The sequence below is a fragment of the Bacillus sp. FSL M8-0025 genome, from assembly GCF_037975475.1.
GTDB classification, from domain to species: domain Bacteria; phylum Bacillota; class Bacilli; order Bacillales; family Bacillaceae; genus Bacillus; species Bacillus subtilis.
The window spans coordinates 3,807,066-3,826,187 of sequence record NZ_CP150258.1; the positions used below are offsets into that span (position 1 = coordinate 3,807,066).

Sequence of the window (19,122 nt, forward strand, 5' to 3'; positions counted from 1 at the left end):
TCATAAGCGTTTTTTTGCAGGTATAAAGCACTGTCTTTTCAAAAACGCTCTTCATCTTGCAGGAAACTCCTTTAGCATCCCGAAATATTCCCCAACCATACATTTAGGGGAGGTTTATTTTTGATGAAAAAGCTTTTGACTGTCATGACGATGGCTGTTTTAACTGCCGGCACACTGCTCTTGCCGGCACAGAGTGTCACCCCGGCCGCGCACGCTGTACAAATATCAAATAGCGAGCACGAGCTTCCATTCAAAGCAAAGCATGCGTACTCTACCATTTCTCAGCTAAGTGAAGCAATCGGCCCCAGAATAGCCGGAACTGCAGCTGAAAAAAAGAGCGCCCTATTGATCGCCTCATCCTTGAGAAAATTAAAGCTTGATGTGAAGGTTCAACGATTCAACATTCCTGACCGGCTTGAGGGAACACTGTCTTCAGCAGGACGCGATATTCTTCTCCAAGCGGCGTCCGGCTCAGCTCCGACTGAGGAACAAGGACTGACGGCCCCGCTTTACAATGCGGGATTGGGCTATCAAAAGGACTTTACCGCTGACGCCAAGGGCAAAATCGCCTTAATTTCCAGAGGAGACCTGACTTATTACGAGAAAGCCAAAAATGCCGAAGCCGCCGGAGCAAAAGCTGTCATCATTTATAACAACAAAGAAAGCCTCGTGCCTATGACGCCAAACCTGTCGGGAAATAAAGTCGGCATTCCGGTCGTCGGCATTAAGAAAGAAGACGGTGAAGCACTTACCCAGCAAAAAGAAGCCACCTTAAAACTAAAAGCATTCACAAACCAAACCTCCCAGAATATCATCGGAATCAAAAAACCAAAGAACATCAAACATCCAGACATTGTGTACGTGACGGCCCATTACGACAGTGTTCCTTTTTCACCCGGAGCAAATGACAACGGCTCAGGAACCTCTGTTATGCTGGAGATGGCGCGTGTCTTAAAAAGCGTTCCATCTGATAAAGAAATCCGCTTTATCGCTTTCGGCGCCGAAGAGCTCGGCCTGCTCGGCTCCTCTCACTATGTAGATCATCTATCGGAAAAAGAGCTGAAACGAAGCGAAGTGAACTTCAACTTAGATATGGTAGGCACAAGCTGGGAAAAAGCGTCTGAGCTGTATGTCAACACATTGGATGGCCAATCTAACTATGTTTGGGAATCCAGCCATACGGCTGCTGAAAAAATTGGGTTTGACAGCCTGTCTCTGACACAGGGAGGATCATCTGATCATGTGCCATTCCACGAAGCCGGCATTGATTCCGCCAACTTTATTTGGGGAGACCCGGAAACAGAAGAAGTTGAGCCGTGGTATCATACCCCTGAAGACTCGATCGAACATATCAGCAAAGAACGCCTCCAGCAAGCAGGCGATCTTGTGACAGCCGCTGTCTATGAGGCTGTGAAAAAAGAGAAGAAACCGAAAACCATTAAGAAACAAATGAAGGCGAAAGCATCTGACATTTTTGAAGATATCAAATAAAAAAAGACGGCACTTGGGTGCCGTCTTTTTTTTATAATGATCAGCTGTTTAGCCGTCTATAAGTAAAGCTTTCAGTTTATCAACTGTATTTTCTTTTTCTAACGGGCGATAAATGGTCAGTTTCAAATCAGGAGAGTCATATATTTGTAATGTCATATGCTCCATCACCATTGTTCCGGCTGCCGGGTGATGAAGTACTTTTTCTCCTGCGTGTGTGCCTAATACTTCGTGGTGGTTCCACCATTTTTTAAATTCCGGGCTTCTTTCAGTTAACTCATCGATCAGCTCTTTTATCCATGCTTCCCCAAGAAACCGGCTGGCTGTCGATCGAAACTGTGCGATAAGTTTTTTGGCGTGGCTTTCCCAGTCGTCAAGCAGATCCCGATACTCCTTCGAGGTGAAACATCGCCATATGGCGTTCCTTTCCTTACTGCCCATTTGGCCAAAATTGCCGAACACAGCACAAGCTGCTGTGTTCCAAGCAATAACGTCCCACTTTTCGTCAGTCACATAAACAGGGCAATTGGTTAAATGATCAATAAAGTGCCGCACAGCCAGAGGAAGGCTCTTATTATCTTCATCCTGATCATCTAAAGGAACATGATGGCCAGCCAACAGAAAGACATGACGTTTTTCCTCATAATTCAATTTGAGCACTCTCGATATGCTTTCCAGTACCTGTGTCGATACCCGAATATCCCTTCCCTGCTCCAGCCATGTGTACCATGTGACACCTATACCGGACAGCTGGGCCAATTCCTCTCTTCTCAAGCCTGTTGTTTTCCTTCTGGTGCCCATAGGCAATCCAAATTCTTGCGGAGAAAGCTGTGCCCTTTTCAGTTTTAAAAACTCCCCTAGCTCTTTCCGTTTTTCTGCCATACTGTCCACATACACACTCTCCTTCTGCATAGAATTTCCTATTAGTATTCTACATAAAAAGGAGAAGGTTTTTATATTATTTGTTTCGTTCTCCAAATACTTCAGCGGCCACAGGAAGAATGGTATTCAGTGCATTCGGGAAACCTGAGTAAATTATCATCTGCATCATGACTTCTATGAGTTCTTCTTGTGTCCATCCGACATTCAGGGCTCCGTTAATATAGAATTTTAGCTGCTGGGTATTGCCCAATGCAGTCAATCCAGCAACGGTTGCTAATAATCTGGATTTCAGATCAAGACCTGGTCTTGAAAAAATCTGACCGTAGTTAAACTCCACGGCAAGCACACCAAGGTCCGGAGCGATGGAATGTTTAAAATTGCCCACGATCGCTTCATAGTTCTCCTCATCAATTTGTTTCAGAATATCTAACCCTTTTTTATAACGTTCACTTGTTCGCACCAGCTTCTATCTCCCTTCCAATATCGTTTTTTTAGTAGTACGATTTATGGTAATCCTTGAACTGAAGGCAATACCGACCATGATCATCCCCAGAATACAAACACCGTTCCAATGAAACAGCATCCAGACTGCACCTCCTGCATACGATCCCAAGGCGCCGCCTAAAAACGTGCTGACCATAAAGAGGCCATTCAATCTGCTTCTCATTTCAGCCGACAATTGGAAAATCTCCGCCTGACACGCCACCTGATTCGCCTGAATGCCCATGGTGATGAATAAAGCGCCCAATACAATCACAATCAATGAAGTCTGGCCTGCCATTAATAAAACAAATGACAATAAGGTAAAAGACATACAAAGCTTGTTGGAAAAAGCAGCTCCTTTTTGATCAATAATCCGGCCGATCAGCGGAGTTGCAAAGGCCCCGCCAATTCCCACCAAACCGATTGTTCCGGCAGTCTGGCTGCCAAACGAGAATGGAGGTTCACTCACCATAAACACTAACGTCGTCCAAAATAAACTGAAGGCGCCGAACATGAAGCCTTGGTTTACACATGCTTTTCTTAACACTTTCTCCTTGATCAAAAGCGGAAATAATGAAGAAATGAGTTTTCCGTAATGAAATGCATGTGTCCCTTTGCTTTTCGGAAAGCAGAAGTGAATAATCAACATAATGATGACGGCTGCTGCACAGGCAATCCAATACATCACGCGCCAGCCATAATGGGCATCTATCGCCCCGCTGACCACTCTCGCCCCTAAAATTCCGCAAACCAAGCCGATGGCTACGTTTCCGAGTACTTTTCCTCTGTTCCTGTCATTTGCTAAACCTGCCGCAAACGGCACAAGGATTTGAGGAATAATCGTGAAGAATCCCAATAATAAATTTGTGATGACTAGCCATGGAAAGCTTACAGCTAACGCTGAAGCGGCCGAACAAACCCCCACTAAGAATAGCAGGCTCACAATTAAGCGGCGGCGTTCAAAAAGATCTCCCAATGGAACAAGCAGAAGGTTCCCCGCCGCATAGCCAATCTGCGCCAATGTAGCAATCATCCCAGCTTGTGCCGGCGTCATATGAAACGTGCCTGCCATGCTGACAAGCAATGTTTGATTGATATAGACATTGGCTACCGTAAACCCGCTAGTCACCGCGATAAGAAAAATCAAACCTCTCGATAATGAAATGGAATGGTTCATGTTTACCTCCTTTCTTCATGCATGATAAAGCAGGTTCAATCATGGAAACAGAAGTGAGTTTATACTGGTATAAAAAGTACTAGCAAGCAAAGCAAAAAAGCGAAACCCTGTCAGGCTTCGCTTTTGTTATCAATCCACTTCTTTCTTAATCCCCAGCATTTTCTCATCTAGGTAATGGGCAATCTCCGCGGCTTCTTTCAGCTCATCTGTTAATTGCTTAGGAACGTCATTGTTCAATTTATAATAAATTTTATGTTCAAGGCTCGCCCAGAAATCCATCGCGATTGTCCGGATTTGAATTTCTGCTTTGACGTATTCCACACGGTTCGTTAAATTCACAGGCATCTCAATGATTAAATGCAGGCTTCGATAGCCATTCGGTTTGGGTGTCTGGATATAATCCTTTACCTTTACGATTCTCAAATCTTCATGCTGCTTCAACACATTCACGACATTATAAATGTCAGAAATAAAGGAACAGATGATGCGCACGCCGGCAATGTCGTGAATATGCTCCTTCATTTCCTTCGTCGTAATCTCACAACCCTTTCTCATTAACTTATTCACGATGCTTTCAAAGCTTTTGACACGGGATTTTGTATGTTCAATCGGGTTGTGTCCGTGAATGAGGTTATATTCCTGGCTGATAATTGAGAACTTTGTATCAAGCGCATCTAGCGCAAATTTATAAACTAATAATTCATTTTTCCAATCTTCCATTACTGTTTTTAAATCGTCCATATGTGTTACAGATAGATCCATTTTCGTCATCTCCTTTAACGGAACTTTATCCGCTGTCCATGTACTAGACGTCCCTGTCTGCTGCAAGGTTCTATGAATTTTTTTACAAAATGCGGTCGATTGTAACAAAAAAAGACCGCACGAAACGAGCGATCTTTTTTATTATCGGAAATAGCTGATCAATAATCCGATCGAGAGCAGGAATCCGAAAAATGTATTTGTTTGGGCTGTTGATTTCATTGCGACAATCATATTCATCGGCATTTCTTTTTGGACGAAGCCCTTCACTGCTTGAACCGGCTTAGGCACGCTTAAAAAGACGACAAACAGCCATGGGCTTGCGGCACCGGTAATAACCAAGCCGACAACCCAGATATAAGCGACGGCAAACGACGCAGCTAACAGAGTAACAGCTCCCTTATGCCCCATCAAAATCGCCAATGTTTTGCGTCCGCCTTTTTTGTCCTCTTCAATATCACGAATGTTGTTCGACAGGTTAATCGCGCCGACAAGAATCGCAATCGGGATGGAAATCAAAATGCTTTGCGTGTTGATCATATCTGTCTGAATGAAAAACGAAATCAGCACAAACACCGAACCCATGCAAATGCCTGAGAATAATTCACCGAACGGCGTGTACGCAATCGGCAGCGGCCCACCTGTATACAGATAGCCGATCGCCATGCCGACAAGGCCGATCAGCGCAAGCCACCAGCTGCTGCTCGCACAAATATAGACACCGAGCAAAATGGCAATCCCGTATGAGGCCAGAGCTAATTGCAAAATCGTTTTAGGCTTCATTCCGTGGCGTACAATTGCCCCTCCGATTCCGACTGATTCTGCTGTATCTAATCCGCGTTTAAAATCATAGTATTCATTAAATAAGTTCGTCGCGATCTGGATCCATAGGCAAGAAAACAGCATAGCCAAAAACAGCAGCAGATCAACCTTCACATAAAACATCGCCAAAACGGTTCCGAGCAGCACAGGCACAAACGATGCGGTTAACGTATGAGGACGGGTTAACTGCCAAAGGATCTGCCCCATGCTTTCTTTTTGCGGCGCTGTCTGACCCTCACCCTTATTTGTTTGGTTCATCTTCCTCTTCCTTTCTATTAAAAGGCTTACTTTTTTTCAGCCGGCAGCTTAATAAAAAACTCCTTTTGCTTCCTTATCTATCATAATGACTTCTCCCTTATTTCACAAGATACCGCAAGAAGGCGTTTTCTTTCTTATTATACGCTTCTCGCCCTGATTTCATTAGGTTTCTGCTTTCACTTGAACAAACAGGTACAGAAAAATTTTTTTAAGTACATTACACTTTTTAAAAGTTAAAAAGATCTTTTGACTCCAGGTATCTTTTCCTTTATTATGAATCAGCTCGAAACATTCCATTCTTGCCCTTGCAGGTATAAAGATTCATTTTCAAAAACATACGCCGATATATTAATTTGAGGGAGATTAGGGAAAAAATGAAACTTTTTGAGCATCTGATCGTCAAATAATCATGTGATTGTCGAAAAAACGGGAAGGGAATTTTTGATATGCTGCAATTAATGAAACAGCTGTATGAAAAACCCGCTGTCAAGTGGACATGTCATACAGGCTTTTATTTGATGATACTGCTTGTTTTGTTTTTTATGTATGGTTTTCACACCGCGAATACCGGTTCATATATTTATAACGATTTCTAATTGGAGAGAGAATAACTATGAAACTTTTACATGCTATTCAAACACATGCGGAAACTTATCCGCAAACCGATGCCTTCCGCTCTCAAGGCCAGTCGCTCACGTATCAGGAATTATGGGAGCAGTCTGACCGCGCGGCTGCCGCGATCCAAAAACGCATTTCTGGGGAAAAGAAATCTCCTATCCTTGTGTACGGCCACATGGAGCCGCACATGCTTGTTTCCTTCTTGGGAAGTGTCAAAGCGGGACATCCTTATATTCCGGTTGACCTGTCTATTCCGTCCGAACGGATTGCGAAAATTATCGAAAGCTCTGGAGCAGAATTGCTGATCCATGCAGCAGGACTCTCAATTGATGCAGTCGGCCAGCAGATTCAGACAGTTTCTGCGGAAGAACTGCTGGAAAACGAAGGCGGCTCTGTCAGCCAAGATCAATGGGTCAAAGAACACGAAACGTTTTATATCATTTACACTTCCGGAAGCACAGGAAATCCGAAAGGCGTGCAGATTTCCGCTGCGAACCTTCAAAGCTTCACAGACTGGATTTGTGCAGACTTTCCAGTCAGCGGAGGAAAAATATTTTTAAACCAAGCGCCGTTCTCATTTGATTTGTCTGTCATGGACCTATATCCGTGCCTTCAATCAGGCGGGACTTTACATTGCGTGACAAAGGATGCTGTGAACAAGCCGAAAGTCTTATTTGAAGAGCTGAAGAAGTCCGGACTGAATGTGTGGACATCAACACCTTCCTTTGTGCAAATGTGCCTGATGGATCCGGGTTTTTCACAGGATCTGCTGCCTCATGCGGACACATTTATGTTTTGCGGAGAGGTTCTTCCGGTTTCTGTGGCAAAAGCGCTGCTTGAGCGTTTTCCGAAAGCGAAGATTTTTAATACGTACGGCCCGACTGAAGCGACAGTGGCTGTCACATCGGTTGAAATTACGGCTGACGTCATCAGCCGCAGCGAATCGCTTCCAGTGGGCTTCGCCAAACCAGATATGAACATTTTCATTATGGATGAACAGGGACAGCCGCTTCCTGATGGAGAAAAAGGAGAAATCGTCATTGCAGGGCCGAGTGTAAGCCGAGGCTACCTTGGTGAGCCAGAGCTGACGGAAAAAGCGTTTTTCTCTCATGAAGGCCAGTGGGCATACCGAACTGGCGATGCCGGCTTTATTCAAGACGGTCAGATTTTCTGCCAAGGACGTTTGGATTTTCAGATTAAACTTCACGGCTATCGAATGGAGCTGGAGGAAATCGAGTTCCATGTCAGACAGTCACAGTACGTTCGCTCTGCTGTCGTGATTCCTTATCAGCCAAACGGAACAGTTGAGTACCTGATCGCTGCTATTGTGCCTGAGGAGCATGAGTTCGAGAAGGAATTCCAGCTGACAAGCGCTATTAAAAAAGAGCTTGCCGCTTCTCTTCCGGCATATATGATCCCGAGAAAATTTATCTATCAGGATCACATTCAAATGACGGCTAACGGCAAAATTGACCGAAAACGCATTGGCGAAGAGGTTCTTGTATGACGCCTTACAGCTCGTTTTTATTCTTTATACTGCTTGGCATTCTTCTTCTGCCGACGATCATTCTCGGCTTAAACGGAAAAAGATTTCAAGCATACAACATGTTCATATCTATCATTATATTGGCTTTAATTTTTTCGCACGACTTACACGGGGTCATCGCGCTGTGCCTGTTTACAATATGGCAGGTGCTCCTGATCAGCGGCTATCTGGCATACCGGCAGAAAGCGAACAGCGGCTTTGTCTTTTGCGGGGCTGTTATCGCGTCTATTCTGCCTTTATTTCTGTCAAAAATATGGCCGTTTCTTTCACACCCGCAGCCGCATCATCCGCCGCATAACCTGATCAGCTTTTTAGGGATTTCATATTTAACCTTTAAAGGCGTTCAGCTGATTATGGAAGCAAGAGACGGACTGCTGAAAGAACAGCTGCCATTGCACCGCCTGCTGTATTTCATCCTGTTTTTCCCGACGATTTCCTCCGGCCCGATCGACAGATACCGCCGGTTCGTCAAGGATGAACAGAAGGCTTGGACGAAAGAAGAATACGCCGACCTGTTGTATACGGGAATCCATAAAATCTTCATCGGTTTCCTGTATAAATTTATTATCGGCTACGCGATCAATACGTACTTCATCATGAATCTTCCCGCAATCACGCACAATAAGATTCTTGGGAACCTGCTGTACATGTACGGCTACAGCATGTATTTATTCTTTGATTTCGCCGGCTACACGATGTTTGCCGTCGGGGTCAGCTACATTATGGGCATTAAATCACCAGAAAACTTTAATAAACCATTTATCAGTAAAAATATTAAAGATTTCTGGAATCGCTGGCATATGTCTCTGTCATTTTGGTTCAGAGATTATGTGTTTATGAGATTCGTATTTTGGATGACTAAGAAAAAGTGGATCAAAAACCGTATGGCCGTCTCAAACATCGGGTATTTCCTGCTGTTTATGCTGATGGGGGTTTGGCACGGGCTCGCGCCGCAATATATCATTTACGGCCTCTATCACGCCGTGCTGATGACGTGTTACAACTTTTTCGAGAAGTGGAATAAGAAATATAAATGGCTGCCGTCCAACCGCTGGACAACCATTCTCGCTATTGTGATCACATTCCATTTCGTTTGCTTCGGGTTTTACATTTTCTCAGGAAAACCATTTCATCACCACCATTAAAGGAGATTAGAAAGCTATGGATTTTAAACAAGAGGTATTAGACGTTTTAGCAGAGGTTTGCCAGGATGACATCGTAAAGGAAAATCCTGATATTGAAATTTTTGAAGAAGGTTTGCTTGATTCTTTTGGAACAGTAGAATTGCTGCTTGCGATTGAAAACCGTTTTGATATTTTAGTGCCGATCACTGAATTTGACCGGGACGTTTGGAATACACCTAACAACATTGTAAATCAGCTGTCTGAGTTGAAATAATGAAAAAGCGTTTTTTCGGTCCAATTATTTTGGCGTTTATTCTATTCGCAGGCGCCATCGCAATTCCATCTTCATGGCTGACAGGCTTCATCACCGATAAGCGTGTGAAAGAGTCAGCAACAGCCTTGAATCCGAGTATGTTTCAAGGGCTATATTTACAAGATCAGATGCTCAAAGATCCGACATATCTTCCGATTTACGGGTCTTCTGAGCTTTCTCGGCTGGACGAGTTCCACCCATCTAATTATTTTCAGGTAAACAATGAGGGATTCACGCCATACCTTGTCGGCAAAGGCGGATCCCAGTCATTGATTCATTCTTTAAACTTCGCTGCCCATATGGATCAGCTGAAGGGCAAAAAAATCGTATTCATCGTGTCTCCGCAATGGTTTATTAAGCGCGGGTCTGATGAACAGCATTTCGCGCCGAACTATTCTGCGCTGCAAGGGCTTGATTTGGCATTTAACGATCAGATCGATCCTGAAATTAAAAAGAAAATGATGAAACGCATGCTTCGCTTTAAGGCTGTGCAAAACGATGCCATTCTTTCTGAGCTGTACAAAGCAATGGTAAACGGTCAGACGTGGAAAGTGAACGCGCTGAAGCCGGCGGCGAAAGTGTATTACAGCATGCTGGAAAAGAAAGATCTGTATTATTCAACGACAGAATCATCCGGGCCAAAGCGCTATATCTCGCAGTCAGTAAAGGATAAGTCATGGTCTGAATTGAATAAACTAGCGGATCAATCAGGCAAACGCCACTCCGGTTCTAACGATTTTCACATCGACAACCCTGTCTATAAAAAGCTGAAGCCGAAAGTGCCTAAGCTGAAAGGGAAAAACAAAGGAAGATCGTATGCGGTGTCACCGGAATATGGCGACTTTGAAATGATGCTCGATATCCTGAAGGATGCGGGCGCAGAGCCTATGTTTGTCACCATTCCTGTTAACGGGAAATGGTACGATTACACGGGCTTCCCGAAAAAAGGACGCACTGACTATTACAAAAAGGTAAATAAACAAATCAGAGCGAAGGGCTTCCAGGTTGCTGATTTCTCAGGGCATGAATATGACCCGTATTTCATGAAAGACACCATTCACATCGGCTGGAAAGGCTGGGTGTATGTCGATAAAGCAATTGACGAATTTTATAAAACCGGAAAAGTCACTTCATCCTGAGCATCTCATAGGACGCGGCTGCATATTTCCTGCTAAGATTTGAAATAGTAAAGGAATCACAGCCAACTTAATTAAGAGGTGTTACATCCAATGAAGATGACAGGCAATACGGTTTTAATCACAGGGGGTTCTGCTGGCATCGGGCTTGAACTGGCCAAGCGCCTGCTGGAAATTGGCAATGAAGTTATCATTTGCGGACGCAGCGAAGCATGTCTTGCAGAAGCGAAGCAGCAGCTCCCAAACATCCATACAAAGCAATGTGATGTTGCAGACCGTTCGCAGCGGGAAGCATTGTATGAATGGGCTTTAAAGGAATATCCGAACTTGAATGTTCTCGTCAACAACGCCGGCATTCAAAAGGAAATTGACTTTAAAAAAGGGACAGAGGAGCTTTTTGTGGACGGTGATGAAATTGAACTTAATTTCCAAGCGCCTGTCCATTTATCCGCCCTTTTCACACCTCATTTGATGAAGCAGCCCGAGGCGGCAATCGTTCAGGTCACATCCGGGCTTGCGTTTAACCCGTTAGCTGTTTATCCGGTGTACTGCGCAACAAAAGCGGCACTTCACTCGTTCTCGCTTACGCTCAGACACCAGCTCCGCGACACGAGCGTGGAAGTGATTGAAATGGCACCTCCTATGGTGGACACGGGCTTAAACCAAAAATCACGCGATAAACAAGGCCTGACGTACCGGGGCATTTCATCTGAAGAATATGTTCAATATTTCTTGGACGGCTTGAAGGAAGGCAAACAGGAGATTACAAATGAACGTGTTGAAGGTCTTCGTGATGCCACTCGCGCCGATTATGACAGGTTATTCGAGCAAATGAACACGCAGGAGAATTAATTTCTCCTGCTTTTTTCATATGAATTTCTTACAAATTTGAGCAAACCTATTGCGATTATTTGTTGAAGGTATACAATAGAATATAATTATTTTCAAATAAGTTTGATAATATAAACAATTTAACAGCAGGGAGATTGACCATGACTAAACAAACGATTCGCGTTGAATTGACATCAACAAAAAAACCGAAACCAGACCCAAATCAGCTTTCGTTCGGAAGAGTGTTTACAGACCACATGTTTGTAATGGACTATGCGGCAGATAAAGGTTGGTACGATCCAAGAATCATTCCTTATCAGCCCTTATCAATGGATCCGGCCGCAATGGTCTATCACTACGGCCAAACCGTGTTTGAAGGGTTAAAGGCTTACGTGTCAGAGGATGACCATGTTCTGCTTTTCAGACCGGAAAAAAATATGGAACGCCTGAATCAATCAAACGACCGCCTCTGCATCCCGCAAATTGATGAAGAACAGGTTCTTGAAGGCTTAAAGCAGCTTGTCGCAATTGATAAAGACTGGATTCCAAATGCGGAGGGCACGTCCCTTTACATCCGTCCGTTCATCATCGCAACCGAGCCTTTCCTTGGTGTTGCGGCATCTCATACGTATAAGCTCTTGATCATTCTTTCTCCGGTCGGCTCTTATTACAAAGAAGGCATTAAGCCAGTCAAAATCGCTGTTGAAAGTGAATTTGTCCGTGCGGTAAAAGGCGGAACAGGAAATGCCAAAACCGCAGGAAACTATGCTTCAAGCTTAAAAGCGCAGCAGGTAGCCGAAGAGAAAGGATTTTCTCAAGTACTCTGGCTGGACGGCATTGAGAAGAAATACATCGAAGAAGTTGGAAGCATGAACATCTTCTTCAAAATCAACGGTGAAATCGTAACACCGATGCTGAACGGGAGCATCCTGGAAGGCATTACGCGCAATTCAGTCATCGCCTTGCTTAAGCATTGGGGCCTTCAAGTTTCAGAACGAAAAATTGCGATCGATGAGGTCATCCAAGCCCATAAAGACGGCATCCTGGAAGAAGCCTTCGGAACAGGTACAGCAGCTGTTATTTCCCCAGTCGGCGAGCTGATCTGGCAGGATGAAACACTTTCGATCAACAACGGTGAAACAGGAGAAATCGCAAAAAAACTATATGACACGATTACAGGCATTCAAAAAGGCGCTGTCGCAGACGAATTCGGATGGACGACCGAAGTCGCAGCGCTGACTGAAAGCAAGTAAGAAAAAAGCCGGCCCATTACAGGCCGGCTTTTTTTACGCTTCAATTTTGTTGAAAAACTGCGGCAGATACGCTTTGTGCGCCTCCAGCATTTCGTCTAAAATCTGTTTGGCCACAGTATCGGACGGGACAAGCGGGTTAATCGTCATGGCAAGGAGTGCAGTTTGGTAGTCACCTGTAACTGCCGCTTCTGCCGCGACACGTTCAAAGGATTTGATTTGCTGGACGAGGCCACGGACAGACACCGGCAAGTCGCCGACAGCAATTGGCTTAGGGCCAGTTTTCGTCATCACACAGTTCACTTCAACTGCGGAATCGTCTGGAATGCTCGCTATTGCACCATTATTGATTGTGTTCACCGGCTGAATGTCATGTTTATCATTATAAATGGAGCTGATTAAGTTACATGCTGCATCACTGTAGTAAGCTCCGCCCCGTTTTTCCAGCTGCGGCGGTTTGATCGCAAGGTTCGGATCTTTATAAAGCTCGAACAGCTCTTTTTCGACCTTCTGTACGACTTCTGCGCGGGTGCCCTCCGTTTGTGATGCTTCCAGTTCGTGCTCCAGCATCTCTTTTGTTTTGAAATAGTAACGGTGATAGCCGCAAGGGATGACATTGAGCGCTTTTAAGAAATCCGGTTCCCATTCGGCGCCTGAGATATTTTTCATCGTCATCGCGTTTTTCGGGTCGCCCATCGCCTCGATGACTTGCTCCTTCACACTTACGCCGTCCAAGAAAACATCCAGCCCGAATACCATATGGTTCAGTCCGGCGAATTGGACTTCTACGCGGTCCACATCTACATCAAGCGCTTTGGCTACGCCCATTTTGATGCCGATTGGAACATTACAGAGACCGACGACTTTCTTCAGGTTGGAGTAGCGAAGCAAGGCTTCTGTTACCATGCCGGCAGGGTTTGTGAAGTTAACAAGCCAAGCGTTCGGGCAAAGCTCTTCTATGTCCTTTGCGATCTCAAGGATGACCGGAATTGTGCGCAATCCTTTAAACAGGCCTCCCGGGCCGTTTGTTTCCTGGCCAATCACTCCGTATTTTAGCGGAATGCGCTCATCCTTTGCTCTTGCCTGCAAAAGTCCGACGCGGAATTGAGTCGTGACAAAGTCTGCGTCTTTCAGCGCTTTTCTCCGGTCGAGCGTAAGATGAATGTCAATCGGGACGCCAGCTTTTTCAACCATCCGTTTGGCGAGTGTGCCGACAATATTCAGCTTTTCTTCGCCCTCAGGGATATCGACAAGCCATAATTCGCGCACAGGCAGCTCATCATACCGTTTAATGAACCCTTCCACTAGCTCGGGCGTATAGCTTGAACCTCCGCCAATCGTTACAATCTTCAATCCTTTTGTCATATGCTTGCTCCCCTTTGCTCGGTGATTTTTTCATATAACTCAATGATCTCTGCAGCCATATCCTTCACTGTCATTGCATTCATTAAATGATCCTGTGCATGAACCATCAGAAGCGTCATTTCCGTCTTTTCTCCGCCCGCTTCATTTTGGATCAGCTCTGTCTGATAATGATGGGCTTTTGACAATTCTTCAGCAGCGTCTTGAAGCTTTTTCCGCGCTTCTTCTGCGTCACCGCTTTTCGCAGCGGCAATGGCCTCCATTGCGGAGCTCCTACCGTTTCCTCCGTGAAGGATGATTTGAAAAATGATTTGTTCCATTTCCTCATTCACGCGATTCACTTCCTTTCTCTACAGAGCCGCTTCTTTGTCATCTGATGCTGCAGGCGTTTGGACCAGCTCCAGATCGTTTTCTTCTTTCAGCTTCTGCTTATCCCACATTCTGAAGAATGGATAGTAGACAACAAAGGACACGGCAATATTAATGGCTTGCATGACCGCGCCTGAGACTTTTCCTCCAGTCGCCAAATAGCCTGAAAAGATCGGCGGCATGGTCCACGGCACTGCGATACCCGCCGGTTTGGCGACAAGGCCGGTGCTCATTCCGATGTACGTAAGTGTCACTGTGACAAGCGGCGTGATGATAAACGGAAGTAAGAGCATTGGGTTCATGACGATCGGCATTCCGAATATAATCGGTTCGTTAATATTGAAGATGGCCGGGCCGACCGCAAGCTTGCCGAGCTGCTTCATTTGTTTGCTTCGGGCGCGCAGGAACATCGTGACAACCAGTGCCAATGTGGCGCCGCTTCCGCCGATATTGACCCAGATATCGAAAAATTGCTGGGTGAAAATCTTAGGAAGCTCCTCACCGGCTTGGAATGCGATCCGGTTGGCATCCATTGCGCCGTACCAAATCGGTGCCATGACGCCGCCGACAATGTTTGCACCGTGAAGGCCGCAGGCCCATAAAAGCATTTTGACGGCTTCGGCGACAAGGCTTCCTCCAAGGCTTCCTCCCAGAATGGAAAGCGGAGTCCCCAATAAAACGCTTACAATATTATGAAGGCTTTCAAACGGTGTCGCTTCAACAATCAGCCGGGCTGCCCAAATCAGGAAGATGACGGCAAAGCCGGGGATTAACGCGACAAATGACTTGCTTACCGCCGGCGGAACACCATCCGGCATTTTGAAGACTAAATTGCGCTGGATAATGAGGCGGTAAATCTCTGTGGACACCATTGCGATAATCATGGCGACAAACAGGCCTTTGCTTCCCATGAGCGAAAGCGGAATCCCGCCGCCAACCATGATTTCTTTCGTCGCGCCATCCGGCATAAACGGCACTTGATAAGGTGTTGCTAATAAAAATGCCGCAAGGGAAATGGCTCCGGCCGACAAGGCATCAACGCCGTATTTCTCGGCGAGCCGGTAGGCGATGCCGAACGCGGCGACAAGACCCATAATTTCAAAGGTCGCGTCGACTGGGTAGGCCAGTTTTTCAGACCAGGAGCTGCCAAACGTTTTTGCCATAAACTCAGCGTATCCCGGGATCGGGAGGTTGCCAATGATGAGGAAAAAGGAACCGATGATAATCAGGGGCATCGTGAGGATGATACCATCACGCAGCGCCTGCAAATGACGCTGTCCCGCAATTCTTCCCGCTATAGGCATGACCTTTTCTTCTAAGATCTGATTGACTTTATTCACATAGCCCGCCCCTCTCTATGACACATGTCCAAGCTGTTCAGCTGATTTCAGCACTTCCGCCCCATTGCACGTGCCATAATGGACGGTATTAATGACGTCTACCGGAACCCCCTTTGACTCTCCTAATTTTTTGAGCTGTGGAAGCATGTAACGGACTTGCGGACCGAGAAGCAATACATCCGCTTTATCGATATGATTTTGTACAGAATCGCCTGAAACTGCCCAAATGGTATAGTCTTTTCCCTGTTCCTGCGCACTTTTTTCCATCTTGCTCACCAGTAAACTAGTAGACATGCCTGCTGCACAAACGAGTAATATATTCATGTAAAAGACCCCCTAGAGTTTGATCAATTTTGTAATGTCCTGCTGTTGCTATCATCATATTATGAAATCGCTTTCATAAACACTCAGGGTTTTTCCGCAGGCAACGGAAAAAAGGTATATACAGGCTGTCAGCTCAGCATTTTTTGGTCAAACACATCCGAAAGCTCTTGATATGAACGGCATTTGATCAGCTGGTTCACCGCCGCCGGGTCATCCAAAATGCTGCCAAGCAGTTTATACATGCTTTGCAAATCCGCTTTGTTCTCCTTTTCGACACAAAGCAGACAGACAAACTGAACTCGCTGACTCTCCCAATCGATTGGTTTTTTGAGCGTACAAACGGCCCAAAACGTTGTTTTCGTCTGCGGAACAAGCGGGTGCGGGATGGCAACAAGATTGCCAAAACACGTTGGCGACATGTCTTCTCTTTCAAAAATGGAATCTATGATTTCTTCATCGGCAAAGCCGCATTCGACCACTTTCTGCCCTAAAAATTGAATCACTTCTTCTTTTGAGCGCAGATCCTCCTGAAAAAAAACGAGTTCTTTTTTTAGGTAGCGATTGGCTTTTTCCTTTTCATCACTCAGAATAGATTCTATTTTTGTAAAGTCAGTTCCGCCTAAGATGGTGTTAACCTTCAGTACTGGTACAGGGAGCTCTTTTTTAATCGGAATGGTGCTGATGACAAAATCAATTGATTCGTAGGACATTTGATCAAGACTATAATACTCAGCCGTTCCAAGAATATCGAGCCGCTTGCCGAAATGGGAACGCAGTTTTTCGCGCAGAAGCTGGGCGCTTCCGGCTCCCGATGCGCATACAATGATACAGCGTTTCGGCGGGCTTTCTGTTTTTTTTCGTTCAATCGCGGCGCCAAAGTGGAGAGCCAAATATCCAATTTCGTTTTCATGAATCTCAATACCCGTTTGTTCCTTTATCACGATTCCGGCAATGATCCCGGCTTCAAAAGCGAGTGGATAATGTTCCTTGATCGCTGCCAGCATCGGATTTCGAAGATTCATGCCGTATCGGTTGCGGCTGATCGCCGGCTTCATATGCAGTGCCAAGCCGATTTTCAGCTCTTTGTCATGCAGGATGCCAAGCTTCAGTTCACGATCAACAGCTTTGATCATGGCAAGTGTCAGCTGATCGGTTTCCTCTTCTATTGAAAATGTGTCCTCTCCGCATTGTGATTGTGTCATTCGTTTTGTGCCAAGGAGATGCATGGTGATGTAGGCCGTCTCGTCTTTCGGAAACGTAACGGCAAGCTTTGATTCCAGCTCTTTTACGATGGCTTCTGCAGCCTGGTACTCCTTTTGATGCAGGATATGATCCATATCTTTCGGGAAAAGAGAAACATAGTTTTCCGTTCTGATCCGTTTACAGGCGATAGCGATATGGATAATGAGGTTATTCAGTCCCATGTTGGACAGAGGGATGCGGTCGTTTTTCATTTTTTTCAAGATGGCGGAACGGATGATCTCAATTTCTTCTTTTGGCAAAATATCAGCCTTTTCATTTAAAACATCTATCTCCGTTTCTCTTTCATCAACAATGTACTCCGCCATGCAGTACCTCATCTGCACCTCGTCCCCGCGCAGCTTGAAGCCGTAATTCGGACGTGTTTCCATGACGATGCGGTAAGGCAGCAGACGTTTCTTTACTTCCTTTAAATCCGTTTGGAGTGTAGATTTTGAGATAAATAGTTCTTCAGCAAGTTCATCGAGCTTGAGATAATGGTCCGCCAGCAGCAGACGTTTCATAAGATAGGCCATTCTCTCCTCCGGCAATACCGGCAGGCCCTTTTTTTGCTGAAATTCATCTTGCAGCAGTGTTCTGAATACTTGCTCGTCATCAATGCGGAGCTTGTAGCCGGAGCCTCTTACAGATTGTACAAAGGCACCGTGGCCGCTTAGCACACCTTGAAGTTCCTTTATATCATTGCGGACTGTCCGCGTCGTTACGTTTAATTGCGCGGCAAAAAACGAACTTGTCACCGGGGCTTCAGCCGCCATCAGCAAGCGCAGAATATCACGTAGTCGCCCATGAAGCATGAGAAAAACCTCCTAACTAGTAGATGCAGGGATTCAGTGAATAGGCAGAAAGGATGATGAAGGGATGCGAAATGTATATAAATTCTATAATGGAGAGAATGGCAAGTCAATGAACATCCGGAGGACTAGAGGGAAAACTGACCTATAAAAAAACAGCCGGGATCAGCCGGCTGTTCTAGATGCGGACATATTCTTTTGTTTAGACGCCTTGCGGTCCTTCATGATTTTTCGAACAATCGGGTAAATGACCGGCGCCCATTTGATAACGGTTTTGATCATCTTTTTCAAAGCTCCGATTCTCCCTTCTTTTTTCTCAACCATTCCCCTGATTGCCTCTTCCTTAAACATGCTAACGCGACACGTACCTGTTTCCCGTCACCCAGAAACCCCATGGATAATCGCGTGCCTCCCCGCTGTTGTCAATGCCGATGCGCGGGCCGGTTGAAATTGCTTCCGGTGTGTACCCGCTTTCGATGTAAAGCGGCTGTTCCGTGATCCAGCGTCCGTAGTCATTCATCGTGACGCCAAGCGCTTTCGTCAGCTTTCCTGGTCCGTTTGTCCATTCCCTCGGACTCCTGCCCGGCCTTCTCTCCTCCATTAACAGCTGGCCTTCATGTGGCTCAATCGCCCTGATTAATACTGCTTGCGGGACATCCTCTTCCGCGGCAACGACATTCAGCAATGTATGGGTGTGCATCACGTATGTATATACCCGCCCAGCTTCTGCAAACATGATCTCAGTCCGCTTCGTCCGGCGGTTGTTAAAGCTGTGGGCCGCTCTGTCTCCAGCCCCCATATAGGCCTCTGTTTCCACAATATAGCCTGAGGCTATACCTTCGTCTGTTTCTTTTACAAGAAGGCAGCCCAGAAGCGATGGGGCAAGCTCAAGAGCGGTTTTTTGATAAAACGTGATGGGCAGCGGATTTTTTTCTCTCGTCACGAATCGACCTCTCCTTTTACCGATTTTTGTACATTGTACCATTCCC

At 45.6% G+C, this 19,122-nt stretch carries 21 protein-coding genes; 8 read left to right on the top strand and 13 right to left on the bottom strand.

What is annotated here, in order from left to right; genetic code table 11:
* The first annotated feature begins 123 nt into the window (after positions 1 to 123).
* Positions 124 to 1,491 (top strand): aminopeptidase YwaD, encoded by a 1,368-nt coding sequence (gene ywaD, locus MKX38_RS19665; RefSeq protein ID WP_167408537.1) that lies wholly within the window; start codon positions 124 to 126, stop codon positions 1,489 to 1,491.
* A gap of 48 nt (positions 1,492 to 1,539) precedes the next feature.
* Here ywaD and MKX38_RS19670 read toward each other — a convergent pair whose 3' ends face one another.
* The 6 genes from MKX38_RS19670 to MKX38_RS19695 form a co-directional block, all read right to left on the bottom strand.
* A complete protein-coding gene (locus MKX38_RS19670) occupies positions 1,540 to 2,379 on the bottom strand; it encodes a helix-turn-helix transcriptional regulator (protein ID WP_019712842.1) in 840 nt (279 codons plus the stop codon).
* A gap of 67 nt (positions 2,380 to 2,446) precedes the next feature.
* Positions 2,447 to 2,830: a carboxymuconolactone decarboxylase family protein gene (locus tag MKX38_RS19675; RefSeq protein ID WP_339188106.1), complete on the bottom strand. Its 384-nt coding sequence runs from the start codon at positions 2,828 to 2,830 to the stop codon at positions 2,447 to 2,449.
* 6 nt (positions 2,831 to 2,836) lie between these two features.
* Positions 2,837 to 4,030, bottom strand: coding sequence for an MFS transporter (locus tag MKX38_RS19680; RefSeq protein ID WP_191603932.1), 1,194 nt, complete (start codon positions 4,028 to 4,030; stop codon positions 2,837 to 2,839).
* Positions 4,031 to 4,159: 129 nt separating this feature from the next.
* Positions 4,160 to 4,792, bottom strand: coding sequence for a GTP pyrophosphokinase YwaC (gene ywaC / locus MKX38_RS19685; RefSeq protein WP_003244564.1), 633 nt, complete (start codon positions 4,790 to 4,792; stop codon positions 4,160 to 4,162).
* A gap of 141 nt (positions 4,793 to 4,933) precedes the next feature.
* A complete protein-coding gene (locus tag MKX38_RS19690; RefSeq protein WP_015250916.1) occupies positions 4,934 to 5,869 on the bottom strand; it encodes a 1,4-dihydroxy-2-naphthoate polyprenyltransferase in 936 nt (311 codons plus the stop codon).
* Positions 5,870 to 6,031: 162 nt separating this feature from the next.
* Positions 6,032 to 6,166, bottom strand: coding sequence for a hypothetical protein (locus MKX38_RS19695; RefSeq protein WP_003227332.1), 135 nt, complete (start codon positions 6,164 to 6,166; stop codon positions 6,032 to 6,034).
* Positions 6,167 to 6,315: 149 nt separating this feature from the next.
* Here MKX38_RS19695 and MKX38_RS19700 point away from each other — a divergent pair, with 149 nt between their 5' ends.
* From MKX38_RS19700 to MKX38_RS19730, 7 genes are all read left to right on the top strand, one after another.
* The gene (locus tag MKX38_RS19700) at positions 6,316 to 6,465 is read left to right on the top strand and encodes a teichoic acid D-Ala incorporation-associated protein DltX (RefSeq protein ID WP_003227330.1); all 150 of its coding nucleotides are present in this window, start codon (positions 6,316 to 6,318) and stop codon (positions 6,463 to 6,465) included.
* A 17-nt stretch (positions 6,466 to 6,482) separates the two neighbouring features.
* A complete protein-coding gene (dltA, locus tag MKX38_RS19705) occupies positions 6,483 to 7,994 on the top strand; it encodes a D-alanine--poly(phosphoribitol) ligase subunit DltA (protein ID WP_041054155.1) in 1,512 nt (503 codons plus the stop codon).
* On the top strand, positions 7,991 to 9,178 hold the full coding sequence (gene dltB / locus MKX38_RS19710) for a D-alanyl-lipoteichoic acid biosynthesis protein DltB (protein WP_003227327.1): 1,188 nt from the start codon (positions 7,991 to 7,993) through the stop codon (positions 9,176 to 9,178). Before dltA ends, dltB begins: the two co-directional genes overlap by 4 nt.
* 16 nt (positions 9,179 to 9,194) lie before the next feature.
* Positions 9,195 to 9,431, top strand: a complete 237-nt coding sequence (gene dltC, locus MKX38_RS19715) for a D-alanine--poly(phosphoribitol) ligase subunit DltC (protein ID WP_003227325.1) — start codon at positions 9,195 to 9,197, stop codon at positions 9,429 to 9,431.
* Complete coding sequence (dltD, locus tag MKX38_RS19720; RefSeq protein ID WP_003227323.1) at positions 9,431 to 10,609, top strand: D-alanyl-lipoteichoic acid biosynthesis protein DltD; 1,179 nt, start codon at positions 9,431 to 9,433, stop codon at positions 10,607 to 10,609. The genes dltC and dltD overlap by 1 nt, the downstream gene beginning before the upstream one ends.
* A 90-nt stretch (positions 10,610 to 10,699) precedes the next feature.
* On the top strand, positions 10,700 to 11,458 hold the full coding sequence (locus tag MKX38_RS19725; protein WP_339188108.1) for an SDR family oxidoreductase: 759 nt from the start codon (positions 10,700 to 10,702) through the stop codon (positions 11,456 to 11,458).
* A 140-nt stretch (positions 11,459 to 11,598) separates the two neighbouring features.
* On the top strand, positions 11,599 to 12,690 hold the full coding sequence (locus tag MKX38_RS19730) for a branched-chain amino acid aminotransferase (protein ID WP_003244231.1): 1,092 nt from the start codon (positions 11,599 to 11,601) through the stop codon (positions 12,688 to 12,690).
* A gap of 33 nt (positions 12,691 to 12,723) precedes the next feature.
* On the opposite strand, the gene licH is transcribed toward MKX38_RS19730, so the two are convergent.
* From licH to MKX38_RS19765, 7 genes are all read right to left on the bottom strand, one after another.
* Complete coding sequence (gene licH, locus MKX38_RS19735; protein ID WP_003244285.1) at positions 12,724 to 14,052, bottom strand: 6-phospho-beta-glucosidase LicH; 1,329 nt, start codon at positions 14,050 to 14,052, stop codon at positions 12,724 to 12,726.
* Positions 14,049 to 14,381 carry a PTS lichenan transporter subunit IIA gene (licA, locus tag MKX38_RS19740; RefSeq protein ID WP_003227313.1) on the bottom strand — a complete coding sequence of 111 codons (333 nt, stop codon included), beginning with the start codon at positions 14,379 to 14,381 and terminating at the stop codon, positions 14,049 to 14,051. The genes licH and licA overlap by 4 nt, the downstream gene beginning before the upstream one ends.
* Before the next feature lie 18 nt (positions 14,382 to 14,399).
* Complete coding sequence (gene licC / locus MKX38_RS19745) at positions 14,400 to 15,758, bottom strand: PTS lichenan transporter subunit IIC (protein ID WP_015250911.1); 1,359 nt, start codon at positions 15,756 to 15,758, stop codon at positions 14,400 to 14,402.
* Between the two features lie 15 nt (positions 15,759 to 15,773).
* Complete coding sequence (licB, locus tag MKX38_RS19750) at positions 15,774 to 16,082, bottom strand: PTS lichenan transporter subunit IIB (RefSeq protein ID WP_003218755.1); 309 nt, start codon at positions 16,080 to 16,082, stop codon at positions 15,774 to 15,776.
* A gap of 128 nt (positions 16,083 to 16,210) precedes the next feature.
* Complete coding sequence (gene licR / locus MKX38_RS19755) at positions 16,211 to 18,136, bottom strand: transcriptional regulator LicR (protein WP_069703607.1); 1,926 nt, start codon at positions 18,134 to 18,136, stop codon at positions 16,211 to 16,213.
* A gap of 162 nt (positions 18,137 to 18,298) precedes the next feature.
* Positions 18,299 to 18,457 (bottom strand): hypothetical protein, encoded by a 159-nt coding sequence (locus MKX38_RS19760; RefSeq protein ID WP_009968374.1) that lies wholly within the window; start codon positions 18,455 to 18,457, stop codon positions 18,299 to 18,301.
* Positions 18,458 to 18,485: 28 nt separating this feature from the next.
* A complete protein-coding gene (locus MKX38_RS19765; protein WP_339188111.1) occupies positions 18,486 to 19,076 on the bottom strand; it encodes a DNA-3-methyladenine glycosylase in 591 nt (196 codons plus the stop codon).
* Positions 19,077 to 19,122: the final 46 nt, after the last annotated feature.